This window comes from Bacteroides cellulosilyticus DSM 14838 (genome assembly GCF_000158035.1).
GTDB lineage: Bacteria > Bacteroidota > Bacteroidia > Bacteroidales > Bacteroidaceae > Bacteroides > Bacteroides cellulosilyticus.
On the sequence record NZ_EQ973490.1, the window covers coordinates 609,426 to 622,848 of the forward strand.

14 protein-coding genes are annotated in these 13,423 nt (G+C 42.9%); 5 read left to right on the forward strand and 9 right to left on the reverse strand.

What is annotated here, in order from left to right:
- Positions 1–7: 7 nt before the first annotated feature.
- From BACCELL_RS07080 to BACCELL_RS07105, 6 genes are read right to left on the reverse strand one after another with little or no spacing between them, the layout of a single operon-like run.
- Entirely contained in the window at positions 8–502 is a 495-nt protein-coding gene (locus BACCELL_RS07080) for an FAD synthase family protein (RefSeq protein ID WP_007210973.1), read from the reverse strand.
- An 11-nt stretch (positions 503–513) separates the two neighbouring features.
- Positions 514–1,551 (reverse strand): pyridoxal-phosphate-dependent aminotransferase family protein, encoded by a 1,038-nt coding sequence (locus BACCELL_RS07085; RefSeq protein WP_007216820.1) that lies wholly within the window; start codon positions 1,549–1,551, stop codon positions 514–516.
- A gap of 35 nt (positions 1,552–1,586) precedes the next feature.
- Positions 1,587–2,636, reverse strand: coding sequence for a CDP-glycerol glycerophosphotransferase family protein (locus BACCELL_RS07090; protein WP_007210975.1), 1,050 nt, complete (start codon positions 2,634–2,636; stop codon positions 1,587–1,589).
- An 8-nt stretch (positions 2,637–2,644) separates the two neighbouring features.
- Positions 2,645–3,391, reverse strand: coding sequence for a lipopolysaccharide kinase InaA family protein (locus BACCELL_RS07095; RefSeq protein ID WP_007210976.1), 747 nt, complete (start codon positions 3,389–3,391; stop codon positions 2,645–2,647).
- 60 nt (positions 3,392–3,451) lie between these two features.
- Positions 3,452–4,483, reverse strand: coding sequence for a glycosyltransferase family 9 protein (locus BACCELL_RS07100; RefSeq protein WP_007210977.1), 1,032 nt, complete (start codon positions 4,481–4,483; stop codon positions 3,452–3,454).
- 3 nt (positions 4,484–4,486) lie between these two features.
- A complete protein-coding gene (locus BACCELL_RS07105; RefSeq protein ID WP_007210978.1) occupies positions 4,487–5,092 on the reverse strand; it encodes a DUF4254 domain-containing protein in 606 nt (201 codons plus the stop codon).
- 311 nt (positions 5,093–5,403) lie between these two features.
- On the opposite strand from BACCELL_RS07105, the gene pdxB reads away from it, so the two are divergent.
- The gene (gene pdxB, locus BACCELL_RS07110; protein WP_007210979.1) at positions 5,404–6,447 is read left to right on the forward strand and encodes a 4-phosphoerythronate dehydrogenase PdxB; all 1,044 of its coding nucleotides are present in this window, start codon (positions 5,404–5,406) and stop codon (positions 6,445–6,447) included.
- Between the two features lies 1 nt (position 6,448).
- On the opposite strand, the gene purN is transcribed toward pdxB, so the two are convergent.
- On the reverse strand, positions 6,449–7,024 hold the full coding sequence (gene purN / locus BACCELL_RS07115; RefSeq protein ID WP_007210980.1) for a phosphoribosylglycinamide formyltransferase: 576 nt from the start codon (positions 7,022–7,024) through the stop codon (positions 6,449–6,451).
- 149 nt (positions 7,025–7,173) lie between these two features.
- On the opposite strand from purN, the gene BACCELL_RS07120 reads away from it, so the two are divergent.
- From BACCELL_RS07120 to rnc, 3 genes are read left to right on the forward strand one after another with little or no spacing between them, the layout of a single operon-like run.
- The gene (locus BACCELL_RS07120; protein ID WP_004291965.1) at positions 7,174–7,410 is read left to right on the forward strand and encodes an acyl carrier protein; all 237 of its coding nucleotides are present in this window, start codon (positions 7,174–7,176) and stop codon (positions 7,408–7,410) included.
- Between the two features lie 19 nt (positions 7,411–7,429).
- Positions 7,430–8,695 (forward strand): beta-ketoacyl-ACP synthase II, encoded by a 1,266-nt coding sequence (fabF, locus tag BACCELL_RS07125; protein WP_007210981.1) that lies wholly within the window; start codon positions 7,430–7,432, stop codon positions 8,693–8,695.
- A gap of 6 nt (positions 8,696–8,701) precedes the next feature.
- Positions 8,702–9,592: a ribonuclease III gene (gene rnc / locus BACCELL_RS07130; protein ID WP_007210982.1), complete on the forward strand. Its 891-nt coding sequence runs from the start codon at positions 8,702–8,704 to the stop codon at positions 9,590–9,592.
- 18 nt (positions 9,593–9,610) lie between these two features.
- Here rnc and BACCELL_RS07135 read toward each other — a convergent pair whose 3' ends face one another.
- Positions 9,611–10,621 (reverse strand): ATP-dependent 6-phosphofructokinase, encoded by a 1,011-nt coding sequence (locus BACCELL_RS07135; protein WP_007216812.1) that lies wholly within the window; start codon positions 10,619–10,621, stop codon positions 9,611–9,613.
- Between the two features lie 121 nt (positions 10,622–10,742).
- Here BACCELL_RS07135 and BACCELL_RS07140 point away from each other — a divergent pair, with 121 nt between their 5' ends.
- Entirely contained in the window at positions 10,743–12,254 is a 1,512-nt protein-coding gene (locus BACCELL_RS07140) for a GH3 auxin-responsive promoter family protein (protein ID WP_007210985.1), read from the forward strand.
- A 205-nt stretch (positions 12,255–12,459) separates the two neighbouring features.
- Here the strand turns inward: BACCELL_RS07140 and BACCELL_RS07145 are convergent, their stop codons facing one another.
- Positions 12,460–13,341, reverse strand: coding sequence for a DUF3078 domain-containing protein (locus BACCELL_RS07145; protein ID WP_007210986.1), 882 nt, complete (start codon positions 13,339–13,341; stop codon positions 12,460–12,462).
- Positions 13,342–13,423 lie beyond the last annotated feature (82 nt).

A 13,423-nucleotide genomic window follows, 5' to 3' on the forward strand; every position in this document is an offset into this window, starting at 1 on the left:
TTCAACTTCATTTTTTCTGATCTTCCGGCCAATTATAATCTAATTCAGCCTCACGTTGTAGCGCTGCCCTGATAATCTCACTTGTACTCTCTATTATTTTCTTCTTAATGCCTGTAGTGCTTACATCGGGAGTATAAGGAAAATACACCACTTCCTTACCGGGCTGTTGCTTCATCCACTCAAGCCCCTCCAGATACTTATTTATCCAATCATCCCCTATGGTTACTATATCAATATCCTCTCTCTGTAATTGTGCCACCTCAGTAAGCTTCACTTGCTTCACAGCTTTAGTCACACACTTCAAAGACGAAATAATCCGGAAACGTTGTTCAAAGGGAATAATAGGCGGCATTCCCTTGTAATGCTGTATCAACTCATCTGTGCTTACGCCGACTATAAGTTCATCGCCCAATGCCGCCGAACGTTCCAATATGTTCAGATGACCGATATGAAACAGGTCAAAACTACCGGATGTGAATACTCTGATTTTCTTTCTTTCCATGCTATATAGATTTATCGGTATTCTATTTCTTTAATTCTCATTGCCAGATCATCCAGATCCTCTTCACTTTGAACTCCCAAATGGGAAACCCTGAAATAACAAGGAGTACCACCCGGCATAATGAATATGTCTTGCTTCAACAATTCATTAAAGAGAATATCTCCATTCTGGCGAACAAAGAACCCCGTAATGCAATTGGATGGCACTTCCGCTGGAATTTCCCAACCATTCTGCCTGCACAGCTCACGAAAATACAGCGCTTTAGCACGCACGGAAGCAATGATTTTGTCAACCCCAAGGACTACATTCTCCTTTAAACGGGCATGCAATTGCATAAACAAACTGGTGGCCGGACTGTAAGGTGTCTGACCGCGTTCCAGATTCTTCAGATTCTCAGCAAAATCAAAATAATAAGATTTATGCAAAAAATCAGTCTGCAGGATTCTAGGCGAAAGAAACAGAAACGACAAACCCGGAGCTATATTCAGCCCCTTCTGACTGCTGGTAATACAGATGTCGATATTCAACTCTTCCATATCCAAATCATCGGACAAGAAAGAACTAATAGCATCAACAACCAGCGAAACATTATGTTTCCTGCAAATAGCAGAAATTTTCTTTAAATCAAACAGTTGACCGGTAGAGGTTTCATGATGTTGACATAAAAACACATCCGGACGCGAAGCAGCCACAGCATTTTCCAGCTGGGCATAATCAATATCACGAGCAAAAGGAACTTCAAAAACTTCATTCTGAACCTGATAGTACTCGCAGAGACTCTTCCAACGGTAGCCGAATGAACCGCCGGCTATAATAAAAGCTTTCTTTTTCAGGGAAACATAATTGGTAACCACAGCATCCATCGCACCGGTTCCTGAAGCAGTATAGAAGATAACACGCCCGCCTGGACAATGTATCAGTTCCAGCAACATACGCTCTGAATCTTTCACAATTTCAGAAAACAAAGCAGTGCGCATATACGGAAAAGGTTCTCCTGCGATTCGAAGAATCCGCTCTTCTATATTTCCCGGAAAAACATAAGATTTCATATTCCTGCTTTTTAATAGTTCTACATTACTTTTCATCACTTCTTTATCCTTCCGAACGTCTTTATACTCGTATATTTTCTCCAAAGGTTCAACTTCCGTTCTCTCGGAACACCATGACGGCGAATATAATCTTCAGCCGCTTCCAGCATTCGCCTGGCTACATTTCCATCCAGATACGGATCGTAGTTATCAACCACCCATCGTCTTTTCGCAATAGCGTTTTCATCATGCTGCACACTTTCAAAGGCGTCTGTCAATTGGGACGTATCCGTTATGTCAGTCCAGTAAATGTCCTTCGCTATGGTGCGATAAGTAATTACCGGACGTCCCAGAAGCAAGAATTCATATACTGTTGAGGAAGTGTCACTTATCATGACATCGGACATTAACTGATACTTCGTAACATTAAAGCCGTCTTCCCATATAATGTGTTCTTCTTGTTCTGCCAGTTGTTTATATTCATCCACCCACTCTTTTTTAGTCAACGGATGCAACTTCAACAACAGAACGACATCCCTCATCTTTACTAAATGCAGCAAAGCCTCTTTTAATGCAGGAAGAGATGTTAAACTTGGTGAAAAAGTAGGTGCATATAATACAATTTGACTTTTTCCATGCAGTTTCAACAGTTCTTCACGTTCCCGGTCAAAATCATGCCAATGATTTTTTATCCAATCTTGTTTGGGCCAACCGGTCTCCACGACCTCAAAATCTTTATATTCGGCAGCTAATTCCTTAAACTTTTTCGTAAAAAAAGGACCTTGGGTGAAATAGGTATCAAAATAGCGACGAATGGCCCAATGATCTTTCTTTTCTGCCGCATAGCCATGAAAAACCTGTATCTTCACACCCGGCAAATAATAGGGAACAATATTGCCCGGCACAAATATAGCTTCCGGAGAAAAATCATAAACCTCCTGCATCGAATAGGTGTAAACGACCTTTCCGTCCAGTGGGAAAACCGGGATCTTCGGAAGATGCACATACCACAAGATATGATTCGTCTCCGACTTTACCGCTTCCTGATATATAGGCAATAATATATCAACAGCATACTTATTTTCACAGAATAAGACAATACGCATACTTCTCTCTATAGCTCCAGTTTATACTTCACTTGATGTTTCTTTGCAAAATAAATCCAGAACTTCTTCCGGTGTGCAAGCACTTTATCAACGCAGTATTGTTCATCAGTATTGCGTGCACGTGCATATTCTCTGGCAAGTAATTCAAAAAAGGCTTTCTGTCCCCATAAACGGGCAAAATTGGCACAACCCATATCAATACTGATCTTACCGAAGCTCATGCGGTTAATATCCACTAACATAAAATGATACTCACCATCTATCTTATCAAACAGAATATTTCCGGGAGAATAATCCCGGTGCATAATATCAGATTCATGCAGACGAGCCGTATAACGGGCAAAGGCTATAACAACATCCCGGCAATCGTTAACATCGGCATTGCCGAATTCATAAAAATTTCTTCGATAGGAAGATTGAAGACTGATAAAATAAGAGTACTTGATCAAGCCCCACTTACATTCTTCGATATAAGCGATAGGAACCGGGGTTTCAAAACCTCTCTGAAGCAGTATATTGGGATATGAAAAGGCGCGCCTTCCTTTCGGGGCACGAAAAAAAGAATAAGCAATCCGATTTACCAAAGCCGGAACTCCATAACGTTTTATATTGATCTCCAATCCATCATCCACCGTCATCACTTTGATGAGGTTTCTTCCAGAGTAGATCACCCTCCCCTCACTTTCAAAGATATCAGGAATGCTTTCTACAAATTTCCGCAAATGCTCGTATGCAGGATTTACTATTATTTTCATATTTTACTCTGCCTTCACCTTTTTAGACGGTCCCGTCATTCTAAAATATTTATCCATCATTTACCTTATATTCTCTTCAATCTTCGCAATAATCTCTTCAGGTTTTATCTCTCTCAAGCAGGCATAATCGCCACGCCAGCAAGGCTTCTGCCCGTAAACCGAACATGGACGGCAGGATAAGTCTAGTTGCACCGTATTGGCCGGCAACTGTTTCCAGCCCATGAATCCGGCATAAGGATGCGTAGCACCCCATACAGAAACAACAGGCACATTGACCAGAGATGCCAAATGCATATTAGCGGAGTCCATGGAAAGAATCACATCCAAATGACTCATCAGATTCAATTCCGTATCCATTTTCAGCTTACCAATCAACGATAGGACGGAAGGATACTTAGCGGTCCAGCGGTCGAATACCTCCTTTTCACTCTTCCCTCCACCCAAAAGGAAAACTTTCACATCCGGCATTGCAGCAAAATAGGCAACAACCCGTTCCTGCTGTTCTATCGGATAAATCTTACCTTTGTGTTTAGCAAAAGGAGCAATACCTATCCATTTATTATTCCCTTTCGGTCCTACCACCGGTTCTATTTGCGAGAAGTCACCTTTCCCCTCTCCGTAGATGGAAGTGAACTTCAATTGAACCGGAAGCCCCAGCTTTTCCAGTACATCAGCATAGCGCCGGAAAGAACTTTCCTGCTTTTCAAAAACCTTATGATGACGGCGAACCAGTTTCTTCTTACCTGCCCGCCCCTTGCATATTGCAGCTACAGGCACGCCATCCAACCGAAAACGCCATCGTAAGTATTTCGCGCGAAGTATATCATGAAAATCGGCCACATAATCAAAATGTAGCCCTTTTAGTTCTGCATACAGACTGTTTAATCCTCGTAATCCTTTATGTTTTCCCGACAAATCGGCACCGTAAAAGCTTACATTCTCCGGCAACTTCAGAAAAAGAGGTTGCAATGCAGTACGACTCAGCACTATGATTTCATGCTGAGGATATTCGGCTGCCAGCGAATGCACTACCGGAACCGTCATGGCTACATCGCCAAGCGCAGAGAAACGGATAATGAGGATACGTGCCATTCGTTATCTTTTTGCATAAAGCACCGGATTCAAGGCCGGGTCATTATACATCTTCATCTGTTTATATACTTTCATATATTTTTTTCCGGATTCAATATCAGCCAGCAATTGGTCAATGGCCGACGAAAGATCTTTCTTTTGTTCCAGAAGGATATCCAGTTTAGCCTTGCATTGAGCATGATGTTCGGGAGTAGTATCCGTACGTTCCACCTCCTTTTGCATATGATAGATCTTTAATGCAAGAATAGAAAGACGGTCTATCGCCCATGCGGGACTTTCCGTATTAATGGTAGCCTCCGCCATCGGTTTCACATCTTTATATTTATCCAGGAAATAGCTATCGATCAGTTCTACCAAGTCTGTTCTGTCCTGATTAGACTTGTCTATTCTTCGTTTCAAAGTTAATGCCGCATTCGGTTCAATCTGCGGATCACGTATAATATCTTCAAAATGCCATTGTACGGCATCAATCCAATTCTTCAAATATAGATAATACTCAATCGTCTTCAACTCGTAAGGATTGTTCATCGGCGCATCCACGCTATCCGTTACATGATAATCCGCGACTGACTTCTCAAAAATGCTGTTGCAAAGGTTACTAAATGCCATAATCTTAACGAACTTTACAGTTATACAATAATACAAAGTTATGCAATATTTCCCACACAAGCAACCGTTCCCCACTTTTTATTCCCATCTTGCTCTAAAAGCAAAATATCCTCTTCCTTATTTATTTCATATTTTTACTACCCCATAACACCTTCAATAAGATAAGATCAAAGGGTTCGTATGAAGAATACGTTAACAAATCAAAGCAACTTTCATAAGAAAATAGAAACCAGCTATACTTTATTACTATAACATGACCCCATACATATAATTAATTTCTAAATTTGCCTGTATTCAAAAAACAGAATTCCATGAAAGTTATTGTTGACAATAAAATACCTTTTATAAAGGAAGCTATCGGGAAAATAGCCGACGAAGTAATATATGTCCCCGGAAAAGACTTCGCCCCTGCTTTAGTGAAAGATGCAGATGCACTAATAATCCGCACACGCACTCAATGCAACCGCGAATTACTACAAGGAAGCCGGGTACAATTCATTGCTACAGCCACAATCGGCTTCGATCATATAGATACGGAGTATTGCCACGAAGCGGGCATAACCTGGACTAATGCACCGGGATGCAACTCCGCTTCCGTAGCACAGTACTTGCAATCCACACTCTTATTAATAAATCTCCTGAAAGGAAAAAACTTATCAGAAATGACCATTGGCATTGTCGGAGTAGGCAACGTAGGCATCAAAGTGGCTAAAGTGGCTCGCGAATTAGGTATGCGGGTATTGCTGAACGACTTGCCACGAGAAGAGAAAGAAGGAAGTACTAACTTCTGCTCTTTACAGTTTCTTGCCGAAGAATGTGATGTTATCACTTTCCACGTACCTTTATATAAGGAAGGGAAATATAAAACTTTCCACCTGGCCGATGAAGCATTCTTCCGTTCCCTCAAACGTTCTCCTATCATCATCAATACTTCCCGCGGAGAAGTAATAGAAACAGCAGCTTTATTGAAAGCTCTTCAGACCGGTCTGATTTCCGATGCCGTCATTGACGTATGGGAAAACGAACCCGACATTAATCTCTCCTTATTATATAAGGTATTCATTGGTACCCCCCATATCGCCGGATACTCGGCAGACGGAAAAGCAAATGCTACACGAATGTCTCTGGACTCCCTGTGCCGACACTTCGGCATACAAGCTGACTATCACATTGCTCCACCCGAACCGGAAAATCCGATCATCATAGCATCTACCCCTACAGAAGCCTATTTAAAAATGTATGATCCGCGGAAAGACTGCGAAGCGTTGAGAGCTCATCCCGAACTATTTGAAAAGTTAAGAGGAGATTATCCGCTACGGAGAGAAAAGACAGCATTCTCCGTAATAACCCCGTAGCTTAGCCTTCGGATTCAAGCAACTTTTCTATCACTTTGGGATAAGTGTCATATTCCAGCGCATGAATACGATGCGCCAGATCATCAGGAGTATCTTCCGGCAACACCGGGCATTTCACCTGGCAAATAATGGCACCCTCATCATAATGTTCATTCGTATAATGAATAGTAATGCCACTTTCCTCCTCGCCGGCAGCAATCACAGCTTCGTGCACGCGATCGCCATACATGCCCTTTCCGCCGAACTTTGGCAACAACGAAGGATGTATATTTATCATTTTATTAGGATAAGCATGCAAAATAAGATCCGGCACACGCGCCAGAAAACCGGCCAGCACTACAAAATCAATATCATGCTCCCGCAACACCGATAAAATCGCCTCTCCATTCTCCCAGTCACTCTTCGGAAAATAGAAACAAGGCACTTCCAGCCCGCATGAACGCTCTAAAACAAACGCATTCTGACGGTTAGTTAAAACCAAAGCCACACAAGCCGAACTTTTTTCCCGGAAATAACGGATGATATTTTCGGCATTTGTGCCGCTTCCCGATGCTAATACTGCGATATTTTTCCTCATATTTCTTCCTTTTAGTGCACAAAACCGTGAAAAATGTGCAAAACATTGCATTTAATTCCCTAAATATTTGCGAGTGACGATAAATATTTATTCCTTTGCCCCGCAAATTTAAAGAAATAAAACTAATTATTAATTAAAAACTTAAAGTTATGTCTGAAATTGCATCAAGAGTGAAAGCGATTATCGTCGACAAATTAGGCGTTGAAGAATCAGAAGTTACTAACGAAGCTAGCTTCACTAACGATTTAGGAGCTGATTCTCTTGACACTGTAGAACTTATCATGGAATTCGAAAAGGAATTCGGTATCTCTATTCCGGATGACCAAGCTGAAAAGATTGGTACTGTAGGCGACGCCGTTTCTTACATCGAAGAACACGCTAAGTAATCCTATCCATCAATTTAATATGGAATTAAAAAGAGTTGTAGTAACAGGTCTCGGCGCCATTACCCCTATTGGCAACAATGTTTCCGATTTTTGGGAAAACCTTGTGAATGGGGTTAGTGGAGCAGGACCTATTACTCATTTCGATGCTTCCCTTTTCAAGACCCAATTTGCCTGCGAAGTGAAAAACTTCGAAGCTACCAAATATATCGACCGCAAAGAAGCCCGTAAGATGGACTTGTATACACAATATGCCATCGCCGTCGCAAAAGAAGCGGTCACCGATTCCGGTCTTGACATCGAAAATGAGGATTTAAACAGAATTGGTGTCATCTTTGGCGCCGGTATCGGTGGTATCCGTACATTCGAGGAAGAGGTAGGTAACTATGCCTTGACCGGCAAAGAAAACGGTCCTAAGTTCAATCCGTTCTTCATCCCCAAGATGATCTCGGATATTGCTGCCGGACAGATTTCTATTATGTATGGTTTTCACGGTCCCAACTATGCAACTTGTTCTGCATGCGCTACTTCCACGAACGCTATTGCTGACGCCTTCAACCTGATTCGTCTGGGCAAGGCTAACGTTATTGTGAGTGGTGGTTCGGAAGCTGCAATCACCGTTGGCGGTGTAGGCGGTTTCAATGCTATGCATGCATTATCAACACGCAATGAATCTCCTACAACTGCATCTCGTCCGTTCAGCGCAAGCCGTGACGGTTTCGTGATGGGTGAAGGTGGCGGTTGTCTGGTTCTTGAAGAGCTGGAACACGCCAAAGCACGTGGTGCTAAGATTTATGCAGAAGTTGCCGGTGTAGGAATGTCTGCCGACGCTCACCATCTGACCGCTTCTCATCCGGAAGGACTTGGAGCCAAGTTAGTGATGAGAAATGCGTTGGAAGATGCCGAGATGAACCCCGAGGAAGTAGATTATATCAATGTACACGGTACTTCTACTCCTGTAGGTGATATATCGGAAGCTAAAGCTATTAAAGAAGTATTTGGTCAACATGCATTTGAATTGAACATCAGTTCAACAAAATCTATGACTGGTCACTTGCTGGGCGCCGCCGGTGCGGTAGAAGCCATCGCAAGTATTCTTGCGATCAAGAATGGCATCGTACCTCCGACTATCAACCACGAAGAGGGTGATAACGACGAAAACATCGACTATGACCTTAACCTTACGTTCAACAAAGCTCAAAAACGCGAAGTGAACGTAGCTCTGTCCAATACATTTGGATTTGGCGGTCATAATGCATGTGTTATTTTCAAGAAATACGCAGAATAATCAGTCGTGTTACGTAATCAAATAGACAAAATAAGGCTCTTATTCCGTAAGGACAAAGAGTCTTATTTTTGTTTTTATAAGATTCTGGGGTTCTATCCCCGCAACATTCAGCTCTACCAGCAGGCTTTGTTGCACAAATCCACCTCCATCCGCTCTGAAAAGGGACGCCCTTTGAATAATGAACGACTGGAGTTCCTGGGTGACGCCATTCTTGACGCCATCGTGGGAGATATTGTCTATAAGCATTTCGAAGGCCGTCGCGAAGGTTTTCTCACAAATACACGTTCCAAAATCGTGCAACGGGAAACTCTGAATAAGTTGGCAGTAGAAATAGGCCTGGACAAGCTGGTAAAATATTCCACCCGTTCTTCCTCGCACAATAGTTATATGTACGGAAATGCTTTCGAAGCATTTATCGGTGCCATCTATTTGGATCAGGGCTACGAGCGCTGCAAGCGGTTCATGGAAGAAAAGATATTCAAGAATTACATTGACCTCGACAAGATGTCGCGCAAAGAGGTCAACTTCAAATCAAAGCTGATTGAATGGAGCCAAAAAAGCAAAGTTGAGGTTTCATTTGAGCTGATCGAGCAGTTCCTTGATGAAGATTATAACCCCATGTTTCATACCGAAATCCGCATAGAAGGTATTTCGGCCGGGAAAGGAACCGGATACTCTAAAAAGGAGTCTCAGCAGAATGCCGCACAAGCTGCCCTGAAGAAAATAAAGAATGATGCTTCATTCAAAGAACAAATAGAAGCCACAAAAGCGCAGAATCATTTGCCTGAGAATACAGAAGAAACAGATGAACTCACAGAGGAGACTCTGATTGAAGAAAATCTTGAAACGATTCTGCCTGTAGAAAATCCTGAAACGGACGAATGTAAGGGCGAATAGCCTTCGCCCACATCATTATCAGCCGAAACAAATTCCCATCCGGCGCCCTTGAACAACCAGATCATTATCTTCTGTCACCAGTTTCAACTTTCCGGCTATTTCCTCCAGTGGTGCAGAAGAAATCTCATCCCCTTTCAACGTAATCATCCGGCCAAACTGTTCTGTTGCAATCAGTTCCGTAGCATGCCCACCCATGCGGGTAGACAGGTTCCGGTCGAAAGGCGTGGGCGAACCTCCCCGCTGGATATAGCCAAGCACAGTTTCGCGGGTTTCAATGCCAGTTTCATACTCTATCTCCTGGGCAATGTATTCAGCGGCACGTTTCCGGCCATCCGTCTGTATGCCTTCGGCAACCACCACGATGGAATAAGGTTTTCCTTTCTTCAGTCGGTTCAGAATAGTCTCACCGATGTTATGGATATTATAAGGAATCTCGGGTATCAAGATAACATCACCGCCACCTGCCATACCTGAATACAGTGCAATCCAGCCGGCCTTATGCCCCATTACCTCGATCACCATCACCCGTTTGTGCGAGCTGGCAGTAGAGTGCAGGCGGTCAATGGCATCCGTAGCAATACTTACAGCCGAATCAAATCCGAAGGAGAAATCCGTTCCCCAGATATCATTGTCAATAGTCTTAGGCACAGACACGATGTTCAATCCCATGGCAGCCAGTTTGGCAGCAGTCTTCTGCGTACCGTTACCACCGATACAAACCACACAATCCAATCCTAATTCCTTGATATTCTGTTCTATCAATGCCGGTTTATTGACATCGGATATCACACCGTTCTTCTTGAAAGGTTTCTCGCGGGAAGTGCCGAGCATTGTGCCGCCCTGATTCAACAAACCGGACAAAGATTTATCAGTAAACGACTCCACATCCTTGGTAAGCAACCCCTGAAAGCCACTATGAATGCCCACAACTTCCATCCCGTAATGATTGATTGCAGTTTTGCACACTCCACGAATGGTGGCATTGATGCCGGGACAATCGCCCCCCGAAGTCAAAATACCGATTCTCATGACACTTTTGTTTGAATTATTGTTCTTTAGGTCCGTAAAGATAGAAAAAAAAGAGAAAAAAGATAGAGAAGCCGATAAATAAGATTATTTTTGCGCAACAAAATAGTTTTAACTAAGAGAGATGAATATCACAACATTGCTGGATAAGGTGTATTTTGCCCCTCGCCTGAAAAAAATCGACTTCTATGCTAACCGCGCAGGAGAACTTCAACACCGAGTTCTTGACCGCTTAGTGCGCATGGCAGAAAATACAGAATGGGGAAAGAAATATGATTATAAAAGCATTCATACTTATGAAGACTTTAGAAACAGACTACCCATACAGACTTACGAAGAGGTAAAGCCGTATGTGGAACGACTGCGTGCAGGAGAACAAAACCTGCTTTGGCCTTCGGAGATACGCTGGTTTGCCAAGTCCTCGGGCACAACGAACGATAAAAGTAAGTTCCTGCCCGTCAGCAAAGAAGCATTGAATGACACACATTATCAAGGCGGTAAAGATGCGGTTGCCCTCTATCTGGGTCAGAATCCTGACAGCCGCTTTTTCTCCGGACAAGGTTTGATTTTAGGTGGAAGCCACAGCCCCAACCTCAACTCCAGGCACGGGCTTGTAGGCGATCTTTCTGCTATCCTGATACAAAATATACATCCGTTAGTGAACTGCGTCCGTGTTCCGAGCAAGAAAATTGCTCTTATGAGCGACTTTGAAAAGAAGATAGAAGCAATCGCCAACAGTGCCATATCAAAAGATGTAACGAGCCTTTCGGGCGTTCCTTCATGGATGTTAGTACTCATTAAGCGTATCCTTGAAAAGACCGGTAAACAATCGCTGGAAGAAATATGGCCCAATCTGGAAGTCTTCTTCCATGGTGGTGTTGCTTTCACCCCTTATCGTGAACAATATAAAGAAGTGATCCGATCACCCAAAATGCATTATGTAGAAACGTACAATGCCTCCGAAGGGTATTTCGGTACGCAAAACGATCCGAATGATCCGTCCATGCTGTTGATGATCGACTACGGTATATTCTATGAGTTCATCCCATTGGAAGATGTAGGTAAAGAGAATCCCCGCATCTACTGCCTGGAAGAAGTGGAAGTGGACAAGAATTATGCATTGGTTATCTCTACTTCTGCGGGTTTGTGGCGCTATATGATTGGAGACACCGTGAAGTTCACGCAAAAGGATCCATATAAATTCGTCATCACCGGACGTACCAAGCATTTCATCAATGCTTTCGGTGAAGAATTGATTGTGGATAACGCGGAAAAAGGTTTGGCAAGGGCTTGCGAGGCTACCGGAGCATTGATTTCCGATTATTCGGCTGCTCCTGTATTTATGGATGCCAATGCTAAATGCCGTCACCAATGGTTGATTGAGTTTGTACAGGCACCGGACAGTATAGAGAATTTTGCCAAAATACTGGATGATACACTGAAAGAAGTGAATTCCGATTATGAAGCAAAACGACAGAAAAACATTGCCCTGCAACCTCTGGAGGTGATTGTTGCCCGCAAAGACCTATTCCATGACTGGCTGGCACAAAAAGGAAAGTTGGGTGGACAACACAAAGTTCCGCGTCTCAGCAATACAAGGGAATATATCGAGGAAATGCTGGAGCTGAACAACTGATTCCTGCAATAGCATAGGACAATACGATAATAAATAAGAAAGGCCGCATCAGACAAAACCGATGCGGCCTTTTCCATTTTTGTTCCATGCCTTGAAACTCACAGTTTCATTACTTGAAACCAACAGTTTCATGCCTTGAAACTGCGAGTTTCACGCCGAGAAACCAGTAGTTTCACACCGAGAAACTAACAGTCATCCCAGACTATCAGAAATTATAAGCCAATCCGATGCCCAGTATCTCCTTGAACTGTACCTTCGGCCCTCTTTCAACGCCCTCATCATTAAAGGTTTTCACATCATTATCATACTTCAGTGTCATATTCAGGGTTGCTGATAGCACTTTATTGATCTTCATACTGATGAGCACATCCCAGTTGACATCCACATTACCAAAGTCTTTATTATAAGGAGTGAAGAAATCGGCTGTAGTAATCAGATTCACATTTTCCATGACAGGCAGCTCTGCACGGGCTTTCAGGAAAGCTCCGGCTTCGATCTTAAAGTGATCCCCCGGATCAACACCGAAAGAACCTAAATCAGAAAGATAATCATCGCTCACAAAGGTCATCTTTGTGGAGACAGGTGAAAGGAATATAGAATAATTACTCTTCGGACGATATTCCATACCCAATGCCACATTAGAATAGGCGGGAGCAAAGAAGTTAGATATATAGTGACTCTTGTCCGGATAATTATATCCTTTGGCAAATTGAGTATTCAAGTCAGCCATAAGCGTATAATACCAAACTTTAGTGGCTGCATAGCCCAACTGGGTAGATAATCCTATTTTATCAGAACTCTTTCTCATCCCTTGCGATTTGGTTTTCGAAAGACCATAATCCAGCACCAGGTTCGTCACCCATAGCCAGTTTCCGCTCTTATGTGTCAGTGACCCATTCAGGTAAGCATTCCCGGCAATAGAATTCTCACCACCGGCCGACCAGTTTGTCATTGCAGTTTGCGACATATTTATACCTGTCACACCCTTCAGTACCCAAGCTCCTTCTTTATATCCCTTATCGTCCGTTTGGGCAGAGACGATTGTTGCCAAAGTGGCAAATAGTATCATTAAATATATACGTTTCATACTGTTATTCGTTTTAATTGTTCCGCAAAACAAAGACGTCTTTGTATTTCAAACAGAGTAAACTATTTTTTTGTTCAGAAAC

Bases quoted from the DNA above. Each gene is read 5' to 3' on its own strand.
- BACCELL_RS07080 (WP_007210973.1), bottom strand. From the start codon at position 502: ATGGAAAGAAAGAAAATCAGAGTATTCACATCCGGTAGTTTTGACCTG.
- BACCELL_RS07085 (WP_007216820.1), bottom strand. From the start codon at position 1,551: ATGAAATCTTATGTTTTTCCGGGAAATATAGAAGAGCGGATTCTTCGA.
- BACCELL_RS07090 (WP_007210975.1), bottom strand. From the start codon at position 2,636: ATGCGTATTGTCTTATTCTGTGAAAATAAGTATGCTGTTGATATATTA.
- BACCELL_RS07095 (WP_007210976.1), bottom strand. From the start codon at position 3,391: ATGAAAATAATAGTAAATCCTGCATACGAGCATTTGCGGAAATTTGTA.
- BACCELL_RS07100 (WP_007210977.1), bottom strand. From the start codon at position 4,483: ATGGCACGTATCCTCATTATCCGTTTCTCTGCGCTTGGCGATGTAGCC.
- BACCELL_RS07105 (WP_007210978.1), bottom strand. From the start codon at position 5,092: ATGGCATTTAGTAACCTTTGCAACAGCATTTTTGAGAAGTCAGTCGCG.
- pdxB (WP_007210979.1), top strand. From the start codon at position 5,404: ATGAAAGTTATTGTTGACAATAAAATACCTTTTATAAAGGAAGCTATC.
- purN (WP_007210980.1), bottom strand. From the start codon at position 7,024: ATGAGGAAAAATATCGCAGTATTAGCATCGGGAAGCGGCACAAATGCC.
- BACCELL_RS07120 (WP_004291965.1), top strand. From the start codon at position 7,174: ATGTCTGAAATTGCATCAAGAGTGAAAGCGATTATCGTCGACAAATTA.
- fabF (WP_007210981.1), top strand. From the start codon at position 7,430: ATGGAATTAAAAAGAGTTGTAGTAACAGGTCTCGGCGCCATTACCCCT.
- BACCELL_RS07135 (WP_007216812.1), bottom strand. From the start codon at position 10,621: ATGAGAATCGGTATTTTGACTTCGGGGGGCGATTGTCCCGGCATCAAT.
- BACCELL_RS07140 (WP_007210985.1), top strand. From the start codon at position 10,743: ATGAATATCACAACATTGCTGGATAAGGTGTATTTTGCCCCTCGCCTG.
- BACCELL_RS07145 (WP_007210986.1), bottom strand. From the start codon at position 13,341: ATGAAACGTATATATTTAATGATACTATTTGCCACTTTGGCAACAATC.